Source organism: Actinotignum timonense, from assembly GCF_030216305.1.
GTDB lineage: Bacteria > Actinomycetota > Actinomycetes > Actinomycetales > Actinomycetaceae > Actinotignum > Actinotignum timonense_A.
Genome location: NZ_JASOKT010000001.1, coordinates 171066 through 184212, shown reverse-complemented (window position 1 = coordinate 184212; position 13147 = coordinate 171066). Strand labels below are relative to the sequence as shown.

Below are 13147 nucleotides of genomic sequence, written 5' to 3'. Positions count from 1 at the left end.
GTCGCATGTGGGGAGAATAACCCGCGGTGTTATCCGTAACTCATGCCGATGTGCTAAACTAGTACGGTCAATCCGGCATTCTGCCGGAACGCAAGTGGAGAAATCCCACCTAGCCGCCCGCCCGGGCCGCTATTTCGAAAAGAAATTTTCGGAAAAGGAAGGACCGGGTCATATCAAAGGGTAGCGGGTTCGTAACATGGCCGTTTGGCGTGCCGTGTCACCTCGGGAGTACTCCGTGCGTTGTCCACGTTGAGGAACAGAGGAACTGCAATTAACAACGAACCGCGTGTAAATGATCGCATCCACGTCCCTAAGGTGCGCCTTGTTGGCCCCAGCGGTGAACAGGTTGGTGTGGTGCGCACGGAAGATGCGCTCCGCCTGGCCGTTGAGGCGAACCTCGACCTGGTGGAAGTTGCTCCGAATTCCAATCCGCCGGTCGCGCGCCTCATGGACTACGGGAAATACAAGTACGAATCCGCCCAGAAAGCTCGGGAAGCACGTCGTAACCAGGCCAATACTCAGATCAAATCCATCCGGATTGGGCTGAAGATTGACGGTAATGACTACAACACCAAGAAGTCGCAGGCGGAACGTTTCCTGAACGCCGGGGATAAGGTCAAATTCGATCTTCGTTTCCGCGGCCGTGAACAATCCCGCCCGGAAATGGGTGTGCGCCTGCTCTCCGGCCTGGCTGAAGAACTCGCGGAAATTTCCACTGTGGAAGCAGCACCTCGCGCTGACGGGCGCAATATGTCCATGGTCCTTGCGCCCACGCGGCGGAAGTCCGAAGCGAAGTCTGATCAGCGGCGTCGTCGTGAAGCTGAACGCGAGAACCGGCGCGCGAAAGCCGCCAAACGCGCGGCTGACCGCAACGCAAAAACCTCCGAAACGGATAACAACGCAGCCGCAACCGAATAAGTTGCCTTGTGAAAGCGCGCCCGCGGGCGCGAAAGATCTGGTAGATCAAATGTGCCCCCGGGGCACGAGTGAGGATGAACAATGCCCAAGATGAAGACGCACTCCGGTGCGAAGAAGCGTTTCCGCGTGACGGGAAGCGGCAAGCTCATGCGCGAACAGCGCAATAAGCGCCACCTGCTGGAGCACAAGAGCTCCACCCGGAAGCGTCGGCTCTCGCGCGACCAGGTTGTGGACAAGTCCAACCTTCGCGAAGTTAACCGTCTGCTCGGCCGCTAGATTCGTCCGACGAAAAGTTTTGTAAAAGGAGAAAAACATGGCACGCGTCAAGCGCTCCGTTAACGCCAAGAAGAAGCGTCGCACTACCCTCGATCGGGCGTCCGGCTACCGCGGGCAGCGGTCCCGCCTCTACCGCAAGGCCAAGGAGCAGGTCACCCATTCCTTCGTCTACAACTACCGCGACCGCAAGAAGCGGAAGAACGACTTCCGCAAGCTGTGGATCACCCGTATCAACGCGGCCGTGCGCGCCGAAGGCATGACCTACAACCGTTTCATCCAGGGCCTGGGCCTGGCCGGAATTGAAGTTGATCGCCGTCAGCTCGCTGAAATGGCCGTCAATGATCCCACCGGTTTCACCGCGGTGGTCAATGCCGCCAAGGCTGCGCTTCCGGAAGACGTAAACGCACCCAAGGTTGCCTAAGCTTTTTCCAGCGTGATACATCAGCGGCCCGAGTGACGATACCTCGTTACTCGGGCCGCTGCGTTTAGACTACAATCATGAAACTTTTTGCCCACCGCGGTCTGTCCGCTGACGCACCCGAAAACACCATGGCCGCATTCCGGGCCGCCTACCAGGCAGGATTCACCTGGATCGAAACGGATGTGGATATCACCGCGGATGGCACCCTTCCGCTGTGCCATGATGCCACCCTGGAACGCACCACCACCGGCCGCGGGCGCGTTGATGAACTCCGGGCTACGGACCTGGAAACCCTGGACGCCGGGTCCTGGTTCAGCCCCGGCTTCGCGGGGGAGAAGATTCCCACCCTCGCCCAGCTCGTCGATTTTGCCCGTGAGACCGGGATGGGCATTAATATCGAAATGAAACCCTGCGCGCAGGGCGGCGAGCAGGCTCGCGCCCTGGTTCGTGCGGTGGCGCAGCAAGCCCGGCGGCTCGGCCCCGAGCGGGCCCTCGTTTCCTCCTTCTCCCACCTGCAACTGGCCGAATTCGCGCGTCACGCCCCGGAAATCCCGCGCGGAGCGCTATTCGAGCGCGCGAGTTTCGGGCCGGATTGGCGCACCGTCCTTGACCTCAGCGATGCGCGTTACCTGCATCTGAGTGACGACGCCGTGACCGCGGCCGTGGTGGCGCAGGCTCGCGCGGCGGGCCGAGACGTGCACGTCTACACAGTTAACAACCCCGAACGCGCCCGGCAATTAGAACGCTGGGGTGTGGCCGGTATCTTTACCGACGGCTTCGTGCGGCCCTAGCGGTTTCCTAGAAGCTGCGCCCGCCTTCTGCACACCCTGCTACATCCACCCCTACAGAAAAAGAAACGACCCGTGAAAAGCACACCCGCATCGCATACCCAACTCACCCGAGCCGCCCGCCTGCACCGCCCCCAACGGCGCGAACGCTTCCGGCAAACCCTGGTGGAAGGCCCCGGAGCTGTTCAAGAACTCCTCGCGCACCGCGCGAATCTGGTTCGCGACGTTTACTATACGAAGGCGAGCCTCATCTCCAACCCGGAACTCGGTGACCTTATCAAAAATGCTGGCGTCTACCACCACCCGCTCAACGCTGATGAGATGCAGGCGCTCTCCGAAGATGCGCGCGGCGTTGTGGCCGTCATCGATATTCCGGAAACACCTGCACTCACACCCACGGTCAAGGGCGCGAAGCTGGTGCTGGCCACCGCGAATATTCAAGACCCCGGGAATGTGGGTGCCATTATTCGGGCCGCGGACGTGGCCGGATGCGATGCGGTGCTGCTCGGGCGCGGCAGCGTGGAACTGTGGTGCCCGAAAGTTATTCGCTCCTCGGCCGGTTCCATTTTCCACCTCCCGGTTCTCGATTCCATTAACGTCAGCAAGCTCGACGGCGTGCTCGAACGCGCGGGCATCAGCTTCCTGGCAGCAACCGGGGAGGGGGAGTGGGACCTGGCCACCCTGGTGGCCTCCGCGAACGACGCCGCCTACCTCGGGCAGCCGCCCCTTGGCCCGGATCTCACCCGGCCGGTGTGCTGGCTGCTGGGCAATGAAGCGCACGGTTTCGCGGATGTAGATGCCAATGTGGATGCGACCGTCGCCATCCCGATCTACGGGAAAGCCGAATCCTGCAATGTTGCTATGGCCGCCGCGATCCTTTCCAGTACGACGGCGATGATCCAGCAGCGCCCCTAAATAAATACACGGGGTAAGCCAAGCGGGCGGCGAAGAAGATTCTTCGCCGCCCGCTGCGGGGCACCCGCTACCGGGTAACCCATCACTACTGAGGTGGATATATCAGTACTGGGTGGATGTACCGATAATGGTGGATTTACTTGTTATCGGAGAGGTTGTCCTTGACGTCCTCGAACTTTTCCTTGGCGGCATCACCAGCATCGGAAGCGGCATCCTTGACCTTTTCGCCAGCATCCTTCGCCTTGTCACCGGCTTCGGAGGCCTTCTCCTCAGCCTTATCGCCGTGGTCCTTGTCCGTCAGTTCGTCCTTGACTTCCTCGAACTTTTCCTTCGCAGCATCGCCCAGCTGGCCCGCCTTATCAGCGGCCTTCTGGCCGAATTCCTTGGCCCGATCAAAAGCCTCGGTTGCGCCTTCCTTAATCTTGTCCACAAATTCGTTCGCCATGGCGACTCCTTTCCATTGATTAATGAAACAAGTCGATCATAGCAAAGTGGTGGCCATCACTTCATATTAAGGTAGTTAAACACTTGGCCGTGCGCGAACGTATCGCGCACGGCCAAATTCTCAGTTCCGGGTAGTTCGTTGCAGAGCCGCACTCCAGTTCCAGAGCGGTACTCCGGCCACGGACTAGTACCCGTTACTTGGGCGTGTTTCCTTACTTCGCGGTGGTCCCGCTCAGCTTGGAGGTATCCACCCGGAAGGCCCGAGCCGGAATCGTGGTCACGAGGGCTTCGGACACCTCGAGGGCTTCATCCAGCTCCAGGCGATGTTCGGCCACCATCCGTGCCAGGTAAACCGAGTCCATCCGGCGGGCGACGTCGTGCCGTGCGGGAATGGAGGCGAAGGCGCGGGTATCGTCGATCATCCCGGAGGTCTTGTAGAAGGTGCCGTAGGGGGTGACCTGTTCGCGGTAGCGCAGGATCGCATCCGGCTCATCGATGAACCACCACGGGGCACCCACGTACACGCTCGGGTAGTACCCGGCCAGCGGGGCCAGTTCACGCTGGTAGACATCCTGATCGATGGTGAAGAAAACAACCTGGAAGTTCGGGTTGTCTCCGTATTCGGAGAGCATGGGCTGCACGTTATTCGTGAATTCCACGGCCATGGGCACATCGCCCCCAACGTCCGCACCCAGGCGCTCGAAGGCCGCCTGGTGATGGTTGCGGTACACGGCCGGATGGAAGGTCATAACCAGACCGTCCTCGCAGGCCAGGCGCGCCTGGTCGTTGAGCATATGCCGGCGCAGGGCCGCGCCATCTTCCGGCGAAATCTTGCCGGCCAGGGCCAGCTTGTAGAGTTCGGCCGCCCGCGCTTCGGGCAGGCGTGCCGTACCCGGATCGCGATGCGAGTGATCGGAGGATACCGCGCCCATCTCCTTGAAGAAGAGGCGGCGCTTGCGCATGGCTTCCACGTAGCCTTCATAGGTGGACACATCCTGGTCAGCTGCCTGGCCGAGCGCCTCCACATTGGCCTTGAAGTCCGGGGTGGCCGGTTCGAGGTACTTATCGGGGCGGAAGGTAGGCGGAATATAGCCTTCCCAGGTGGGATCATCCAGGAACTGCTTGTGGTAGCGCAGGTCCGAAACCGGATCATCGGTGGTGGCCATCATCGCCAGGTTGAAACGCTTGTACAGCGAGCGGGGGAGGAATTCTTCCGTCTTGAGCAGTGCGTTGATGTGATCGTAGATCTCATCGGCCGTTTCTTCGGAGGGGCGCACATGCACATCGAAGACGTCCACGAATTCGGATTCAAACCAACCCTGCACCGCGGTACCGCGCAAGGTCCACCAGTTCTTGCAGAACAGGCGCCAGGCCGCGCGAGACTTTTCAGGGGAGAGCGGGCTTCCTACCGGCACGCCCAGATCGGCCAGATCCACCCGGCCCACCGCGTGCAGGAGGCGATTGGTGTAGTGATCCGGGGTGAGGAGCATGCTCGTAGGATCGCTGAAGGGAGTATTGAGAGCGAGCCATTCGGGGGGAACATGGCCGTGCGGGGAAATAATGGGATGCTTCTTGGTGACCTCGAAAATTTCGCGCGCCAGTTTCCGCTGCGTCGGATCTGCCGGGAAAAGCCGGTCCGGGTTGAGAGTGAGGGGCGTCGACATTGAATCCTCCTATTTTCGAGCCGGGCGCGGGGCTTTCCCTCGCCTCGGCTTGCTTCTTTTAAGGTACTCCACCCCGCCCGGGGGCACGCGGGCACGGAGACCGGGTGCGTAGCCAACGGCGACGACGCCGCGGCCCGCTCTCTCACTTTACGCGAAAACATGCGGTTTTCGGGAGAGTATTTGAGAGCTAGAAACGGGAATTTCTAAATGTGAAAAACATTACGGTGGCGGAGGGAGGGTGCGCGTCAGCGCCGTCGTCGTGCTAAAAACCGCGAGAATCCGCGGTTTTCAGAGAATCTCCCCGGCGGCACGTTCCTCGTCCACGATACGAACGGGGAGCTAGGTAACTGCTGGAAAGCCGCGGAAACTTATAAGCTTTTGATGCGAAAGAGCGGTAGTGATAGCTTCGCGGCAGTGTAGCGCGGTAACAGCTCGCGCGGGCACAGAAGCCGAGCGTGAGCGCGGTAAGAGTCGATGGCGAACCACAACCGTTCCTCCTTTCACAGAAAGACAAAAGAAAAATGGGAACACACAATAGCGGCGCCCTCGACGCCGATAAGCGCAGTGAGCTGGAGAAGCTCTCTAAGCTGCGCGTGTACACCGCCAAGCCGATCACCATTGGTCGCGGTATTTGTTTCGGGCTGGTGGACCTCATGGGTGGTGGGTGGAATACCATCATCTCCGGTCTGCTGCTCTACTTCTTCACGAACTACGGCGGGGTCACGGCCACTCAGGGTGGTCTGATCCTCGGTATTGCTCGTATCGTTGACGCCCTTATCTCGGTGTTTATTGGTCCGCTCACGGACGGTTTCTACCGCACGAAGCTGGGGCGGCGTTTCGGCCGGCGCCACTTCTTCCTCATGATCGGCGCGCCCCTGCTGCTCATTATTTTCCCGCTGCTGTGGATTCCCTTCGGCGGATTCTGGTACTACCTCGTCATCTACCTGCTGATCGAGGTTATTATCGCGATCATCCTCATTCCGTGGGAAACCCTGCCTACCGAAATGACACGCAAGTACGAGGAACGCACCACGCTCTCCTCGATGCGTATGTTCTGCTCGGCCACCGGTACCTTCGTGGTGTTCTTCATCCCGGCGCTGGTGCGCGGTAACGTCTCCAACCCCTGGGCCTACCTGGGAATCGGCGGCGCCTTCGCGGTGCTCTTCGCCATCGGTGTATTCACCACCTACGCCACCACCTGGGAGCGCCCGCTCACCCCGGAATTCGTGGAAGAACTCGACGCCATGCCGAAGATGAACGGCTTCCAGATGCTCAAGCACACCGCGAAGGAATTCACCTCGGTATTCCGCAACTCTTCGTACAACAAGCACCTGACGGTCTACCTCTTCTCCTTCACCGGGAAGGATGTGTACGCTTCGGCGCTGACCTTCTTCGCGGTCTACGCGGTGGGAATGAGCGAATCCCAGGGCTTCTGGCTGCAGGCCGTGTCCATCGTGGGTATCCCCATGACGATCTGGGCCATGTTCCTCATGCTCTCGCACGGGCCGCGCTTCCTGTGGGCCTTCTCCTTCACCCTGATCCTCGCCTCGCTGGCGGGTGTGGGCGCGATCTACCTCATCGGGCCGGAAAGCAACGCCTTCATCTACCTGCTGGCCACCGCGGTCATTTACCAGTGCGGGCGCGCGCTGCTCGAATACACCCCGTGGAATGTGTACCCCTTCATCCCGGACGTTGATTACATCATGACCCGCGAAGATCGCGCCGGCATCTACGCCGCCGTTATGACCTTCGGGCGTAAGTCCACCGGTGCGCTGGGAACCTTCCTCGTGGGCTGGTTCATGGACCTGGGCGGCTTCGTCAACCCGCTGGAAAAGGGCACGAACCTCGCGGCCTCCGGCTACACCCCGCTGCACGAAGGTGCCTGCAAGGTGGATGCCTCCGGCGCACTGGAAAGCTCCTGCCAGGTGGTTCAGTCCGCCGGCGCTTCCCATATGATCGCCTTCGTGACGGTCATCCTTCCCGCGATCCTCATCGGGGTGGCGCTGCTGGTGTCCCGCTTCGTCAAGCTGGATAAGCGCACCCACGCCATCCTCATGGATGAGATCCACCGCCTGGAAGCGGGCGGGGCGAAGGAAGATGCCACTCCCGAAGCTCGCAAGGTTGCCGAAGACCTCACCGGGCATTCCTGGGACAAGCTCTGGCCTGAGGTTCCCCTCAGCCAGCGCTAAATTCTAGGAACGACGCCGGCGCCGCGTACCGCGGCGCAAGAGCGCTACCAGTAACCTCACAGCGGGGCCGAGTCCATCTCGGCCCCGCTGTTACGCACTTTCGGCGAGTTTGACTAGAATTGACATGGTTAACAACAAGAAAGGCAGCTATGTCCTCACAGCTCAGTCCCCTGGACGAAGCGGGAGTGCAGGCGGCCGTCGCGCAGGCATGTAGCGCTTTTGCGGCGGCCACCACCCTCGAGGAGTTGAAAGCCGCGCGGTTGGCGCACAGCGGTGATAATGCTCCGATCACTCACGCGAATATGCAGATCCGGAACCTCGCCAAAGAAGAAAAGCCCATCGCCGGCAAACTTCTGGGCGCGGCCCGCAAGGAAATCCAGGCGGCCCTCGCCAGCGCCACCGCTCGTATTGAGGAAGCGGAAGCGGCCGCGGCCCTGGCCACCGAAACGGTGGATGTTACCGTGCCGACCAACCGCTTTCCGCGCGGGGCACGCCACCCGCTCACGGTTCTCAGTGAGGACATTGCTGACTTCTTTATTGCCATGGGTTGGGAGATCGCCGAAGGCCCCGAAGTGGAGCACGAGTGGTTCAACTTCGACTCCCTGAATTTCGGGCCTGACCACCCGGCACGCCAGATGCAAGATACCTTCTACGTATCGGGCGTCGTCGGCCCCGATGGTGAGGTTACCGAGGAACGCAACCTGGTGCTGCGCACCCACACCTCGCCCGTGCAATCCCACGCGCTGCTGCGCCGCGGCGCCCCGCTCTACATCGCCTGCCCGGGCAAGGTATTCCGCACCGATGCGCTGGATGCCACCCACACCCCGGTTTTCCACCAGGTGGAAGGTCTGGCAGTGGATAAGGGCCTGACCATGGCCCACCTCAAGGGCACCCTGGATCACTTCGCCCGCCATATGTTCGGGCCGGAAGCGAAGGCGCGGCTGCGCCCCTCCTTCTTCCCCTTCACCGAACCGAGTGCCGAAATGGACCTGTGGTTCCCGCAGAAGAAGGGCGGTCCGGGCTGGATCGAATGGGGCGGCTGCGGGATGGTCAATCCGGAAGTGCTGCGTAATAACGGCATTGACCCGGATGTTTATACCGGCTTCGCCTTCGGAATGGGCCTGGAGCGCACCCTGATGCTGCGTAATTCCATCGCTGATATGCGTGACATGGTGGAAGGCGATGTGCGCTTCTCCATGCAATTCGGAACCACCGGGAGGGGAAACTAATGCCACTGATTCCGCAGGAATGGCTGGGCTCGCACGTGGAGCTGCCCGAGGATCTCAGCCCCGCGCAGCTGGCGGCCGCGCTGGTAAAAGTCGGCCTGGAAGAAGAAACAATCCACCCCGGCGCGGTCACCGGCCCGCTGGTCTTCGGCCGGGTCCTCAGCCGCGAACCGAAGAAACAAAGCAACGGCAAGATCATTAACTACTGCCGCGTGGACGTAGGGCAGTACAATGACGAACCCGGAACCGGGCGGGAACCTTCCGAGCTGCCTTCGCGCGGCATTATTTGCGGTGCCCATAATTTCGAGGAGGGCGATACCGTGGTGGTGTCCCTCCCCGGCGCCGTGCTGCCGGGCGGTTTTGAGATCGCGGCCCGCAAAACTTACGGCCATATTTCCGACGGCATGATGTGTTCGGAACGTGAACTCGGGCTGTCAGATGAAAGCGCGGGCATTATTGTTCTCGACGACGCAGCCGCGGCCAGTGTAGAACTCGGAAGTGACGCCCGGCAATTCCTGGGCCTACCGGGGGAGACCCTGGAAATTAACGTGACCCCGGATCGCGGGTACTGCTTCTCCATGCGCGGGGTAGCCCGCGAATACCACCACTCCACCGGGGCTCGCTTCACCGACCCGGGCCTGGCGGACGCTCCGCTCCCGGAAGCAACTCCCACCGGGTTCCCGGTGCGCGTGGAAGATAACGCCCCGATTCACGGCCAGCCCGGATGCGATCTGTTCGTCACCCGGGTGGTGCGCGGGGTAGACCCGGCAGCGCCCTCCCCGGCCTGGATGGCACGCCGTCTCCAGCAAGCCGGCCAGCGCTCCATCTCCCTGGCGGTAGACGCCACCAATTACGTGATGCTGGACCTGGGCCAACCCCTGCACGCCTACGATCTGGACAAGATCCGCGGCGGCGGGCTGGTGGTGCGCCGGGCCCAAGCCGGCGAAAAACTCACCACCCTCGATGATGTGGAACGCAGCCTCGATCCGGAAGATCTACTTATTACGGATAACGGGGGAGAGCGCGTGCTCGGCCTGGCCGGCGTGATGGGCGGAGCCGATACAGAGATCACCGCGGAAACCAGCAGTGTGCTGGTGGAAGCAGCGCATTTTGATGCGGTATCGGTGGCGCGCAGCGCCCGGCGCCATAAGCTCCCCACCGAAGCCTCCAAGCGTTTCGAACGCGGGGTGGATCCCGCGGTGGCGGCGGTGGCCGCGCAGCGCGTCGTCGACCTTTTGGTGGAATACGGCGGGGGAGAAGCAACCGATGAGGTCTTTGTGTACGGCCAGGTACACCAGTTGCCCGCGCTCGCTTTCCCGGTTGCGGATGTGGAACGCCTGACCTCTTTGCAGTTGAGCGAGGATCGTATCGCGGATATCCTCACGGATATTGGCTGCACGGTGGAACGCGGCGGTGCGGTGTGGAGCGTGCAGCCTCCCACCTGGCGCCCGGATCTGGTGGGCTCGGCTCATCTGGTGGAGGAAATCGCGCGCCTGGAAGGCTATGATGCGATTCCCACCGCCGTTCCGGCAGCTCCGGCCGGGAGGGGGCTGAGCCCCGCGCAGCGTCAGCGCCGCGATATTGCGCGCACTCTGGCGGAAACCGGGTGGGTGCAGGTGCTGACCTATCCTTTCATTCCGGCCGCGCGTTTCGATGAGCTCGGCTACGCCGCCGATGATGAGCGGCGCACCGCTATCGCGCTGGCCAATCCGCTGCAGGATGAGGCCAATCTACTGCGCACCTCCCTGCTCGATACCCTCATTCCGGTGGCCTCGCTCAACGTCAAGCGCGGTAATCCGGCGGTGGCGGTCTTTGAGATGGGCACGGTGAGCCGGCCGGCCGGTATCAGCCCGGCCCCGATTCCGGCGGCGGGTCAGCGGCCCTCGGAGGAAGAGATTGCCGCCCTGCACGCAGCGATTCCTGCTCAGCCCCACCACGTGGCCGGGGTGGCCTGCGGGCCGCGCACCGCAGCTCGGGCCGGTTACCCGGTGGAAACCTGGGATTGGCGGGATGCGGTAGAAGCCGGGCGGCGCGCAGCCGGGATGCTCGCCGAGGTTTCGGTGCGGGCTGCGGACCAGGCACCCTGGCACCCGGGGCGCTGCGCGGCCATCCTCAGCGGAGACCGCGTTGTTGGCTACGCCGGGGAACTCGCGCCGGCGGTGTGCAAGGCCTTGGATATTCCGGCGCGCTCGGTTGCTTTCGAAGTGAATACCGACGCCGCGCTTCCGGAAACCGTGGAACCCGCCGCGGTCAAGCCGGTGTGGACGAGCCCGGTTGCTAAGGAAGATCTTGCCTTTATTGTTGATGCCGATGTGATTGCCGGTGATGTGCGGGCCGCCATCGTGGCGGCCGCGGGGGAGGCCCTCGAAGACATTGAGCTTTTCGATGTATTCACGGGTGATCCCGTTCCGGAAGGGAAGAAGTCGCTGGCATTCGCGCTGCGCTTCCGCACCGATCACACCCTGACCGCTGAGGAAACTGCCCAGGTGCGCCACCGGGTGGCACGCCGGATGCGCAAGGAATTCGGTGCGGAGCTGAGGGCCTAATGGCACAGCAGGAGGTGGAGCGCGTGGATGCCGGTGAACAGGTGACCGGGCAGCAGGTTACCGCGCAGCAAGGGACCGCGCAGCAAGTTAGCGCACCGCAGGAATCGGAAGGACTCGCACCGGCCCGCAGGATTCTCATTACCGGGGCTTCCCGGGGCGTGGGTAAGGAGCTCGCTATCGGCTTAGCGGCGCCCGGACGCACCCTCATTTTGCTGGCGACCAAGCTATCCAATTTGGATGGCACCGCCACCGAATGTGAGATCCGGGGTGCCCAGGTTATTACCCTCGGGTGTGACCTGGCCAAAGAATCCTCGATCCGCGAGATGCTGCGTATCCTCCTCGAGGAAGGCGCCCCCGATATGGTGCTTAACTCTGCCGGGGTGTACGGGGAAGAAGAACTTCCCTGGGATACCAGCCTGGAGGATTTCCAGCGAACCATCGCGATTAACGTGGAAGCCCCGTTCCAGCTGGCCCAAACTTTGGTGCCTATTATGCTCGAGCGCGGCGGCGGGAGAATCCTAGATCTGTCCGCCACCGCGGCATCCCACGATTCCGCGGACGCGGTATCCTATTACACCTCAAAAACAGCGCTATTGCGCCTGGCAGCATCTTTGCATTTGGCCGGTTACCAGCGCGGTTTGCGGGTGCTTTCTCTCAATCCTGGCGCGGTGAAAACCGATATGACGGCGTCTATGAAACGCTATCGGGACCGCACCGAATGGGTACCGCTCGGCGAATCTGTGGCTATCGCCCAGGCTTTCGCGGCCGGTGAGCTCGATGGACTCTCCGGCACCCAGGTGCGGGCCGGAACCGACTCCCTGGAGAAGCTCCGCGAACTCTCCGCGCGCGGGGTCTCCGGGCGGGCGCGCCGCCTGCGGCTCACCGGATGGGATGCCTAAAACCCAGAGTGCGTAAGCAGCGTGCATAAGCACAGCGGACTAAGGGCGGGAGCCTCCTGTATGGAGACTCCCGCCCTTACTCATCTGCTTTTTATCTGCGGTACAGGCTTATCTGCAACACAGACTATCCGCGGCGTACAAAGTGCGCGCCAGGAACACGATCAGCAATTAATTATGTATCGAGACTCGCATCCTCTGCCGGCAGCCGGCCCAATGATTACTGGGTATTAGCCCCGAACTTTTCCCCGCAGACTTTGGCTGCTTCGCCCATAATCGCCTGGTCTTCCTGCGAGAGCAAAAGGATCTGCGCGGCGATATTACGCTGGCCCTGCTCGGATAGGCCACGGCTGAGCCCTTCATCGACCGTGCACTCCACGAGCTTGGGGAGCAGCGCCTTTTGAGCTTCCGGGATATCCTGGGTGTTCTTGAGCAGCTCGGACGTAGCGGCAAGCATGCCGGCGCTCACCTCATCGCGGGTAGGGGCCGGGCCGTCCGTTGCAATAGCTGCCGGGCCCTTATCGGTGATCGGCGCGGAAGGCTGAGCGGGGCTCGCATCCGCTGCCGAGGGAGCCGCCGGCGCCGAAGCGACCGAAGTTTCCGAAGCTGGCGAAGCCGATTCCGACTTATCGCTATTACCCGAGCAGGCAGCCAGGCTCACCGCGAGACATGCCACAGCTGCTGCACCTAAAAGTTTACGCATCTTCACTCATTTCCAGGCGGAATAAAACAAGTAGATACTATCAGTTGCGCGGCTTTCGCCCGGGGGATGCCCGCGTGAGATCCACCGCCTTGCCTAGCCCCGCGGGAGTTGCGCAGCCCCTGGGGTTGTCACGCAATCCCACGGGTGTCGCGTAACTTCGC

General features: G+C 61.9%; 12 protein-coding genes. 9 read left to right on the top strand and 3 right to left on the bottom strand.

Going from position 1 to position 13147, the window contains the following annotated elements; translation table 11 throughout:
- Positions 1 to 204 precede the first annotated feature (204 nt).
- The 5 genes from infC to QP305_RS00795 all read left to right on the top strand — a co-directional run bounded on the left by infC (position 205) and on the right by QP305_RS00795 (position 3318).
- The gene (gene infC / locus QP305_RS00815) at positions 205 to 918 is read left to right on the top strand and encodes a translation initiation factor IF-3 (protein ID WP_434736376.1); all 714 of its coding nucleotides are present in this window, start codon (positions 205 to 207) and stop codon (positions 916 to 918) included.
- An 81-nt stretch (positions 919 to 999) separates the two neighbouring features.
- On the top strand, positions 1000 to 1194 hold the full coding sequence (gene rpmI, locus QP305_RS00810; RefSeq protein ID WP_016442851.1) for a 50S ribosomal protein L35: 195 nt from the start codon (positions 1000 to 1002) through the stop codon (positions 1192 to 1194).
- A 37-nt stretch (positions 1195 to 1231) separates the two neighbouring features.
- Positions 1232 to 1615, top strand: coding sequence for a 50S ribosomal protein L20 (gene rplT, locus QP305_RS00805; protein WP_026429412.1), 384 nt, complete (start codon positions 1232 to 1234; stop codon positions 1613 to 1615).
- Between the two features lie 77 nt (positions 1616 to 1692).
- The gene (locus QP305_RS00800) at positions 1693 to 2406 is read left to right on the top strand and encodes a glycerophosphodiester phosphodiesterase family protein (protein ID WP_284903349.1); all 714 of its coding nucleotides are present in this window, start codon (positions 1693 to 1695) and stop codon (positions 2404 to 2406) included.
- 72 nt (positions 2407 to 2478) lie between these two features.
- Positions 2479 to 3318, top strand: a complete 840-nt coding sequence (locus QP305_RS00795; protein ID WP_284903348.1) for a TrmH family RNA methyltransferase — start codon at positions 2479 to 2481, stop codon at positions 3316 to 3318.
- A gap of 136 nt (positions 3319 to 3454) precedes the next feature.
- Here the strand turns inward: QP305_RS00795 and QP305_RS00790 are convergent, their stop codons facing one another.
- Positions 3455 to 3763, bottom strand: coding sequence for a hypothetical protein (locus QP305_RS00790; protein WP_101594883.1), 309 nt, complete (start codon positions 3761 to 3763; stop codon positions 3455 to 3457).
- A 211-nt stretch (positions 3764 to 3974) separates the two neighbouring features.
- Positions 3975 to 5426: a glucuronate isomerase gene (gene uxaC / locus QP305_RS00785; RefSeq protein ID WP_284903346.1), complete on the bottom strand. Its 1452-nt coding sequence runs from the start codon at positions 5424 to 5426 to the stop codon at positions 3975 to 3977.
- Between the two features lie 521 nt (positions 5427 to 5947).
- On the opposite strand from uxaC, the gene QP305_RS00780 reads away from it, so the two are divergent.
- The 4 genes from QP305_RS00780 (at position 5948) to QP305_RS00765 (ending at position 12286) form a co-directional block, all read left to right on the top strand.
- Positions 5948 to 7615, top strand: coding sequence for an MFS transporter (locus QP305_RS00780; protein ID WP_284903345.1), 1668 nt, complete (start codon positions 5948 to 5950; stop codon positions 7613 to 7615).
- Between the two features lie 149 nt (positions 7616 to 7764).
- On the top strand, positions 7765 to 8844 hold the full coding sequence (gene pheS, locus QP305_RS00775; protein ID WP_101594874.1) for a phenylalanine--tRNA ligase subunit alpha: 1080 nt from the start codon (positions 7765 to 7767) through the stop codon (positions 8842 to 8844).
- Positions 8844 to 11387 (top strand): phenylalanine--tRNA ligase subunit beta, encoded by a 2544-nt coding sequence (gene pheT / locus QP305_RS00770; RefSeq protein ID WP_284903343.1) that lies wholly within the window; start codon positions 8844 to 8846, stop codon positions 11385 to 11387. Before pheS ends, pheT begins: the two co-directional genes overlap by 1 nt.
- Positions 11387 to 12286: an SDR family NAD(P)-dependent oxidoreductase gene (locus QP305_RS00765; RefSeq protein WP_284903342.1), complete on the top strand. Its 900-nt coding sequence runs from the start codon at positions 11387 to 11389 to the stop codon at positions 12284 to 12286. Before pheT ends, QP305_RS00765 begins: the two co-directional genes overlap by 1 nt.
- A gap of 217 nt (positions 12287 to 12503) precedes the next feature.
- Here the strand turns inward: QP305_RS00765 and QP305_RS00760 are convergent, their stop codons facing one another.
- Entirely contained in the window at positions 12504 to 12986 is a 483-nt protein-coding gene (locus QP305_RS00760) for a hypothetical protein (RefSeq protein WP_284903340.1), read from the bottom strand.
- Positions 12987 to 13147 lie beyond the last annotated feature (161 nt).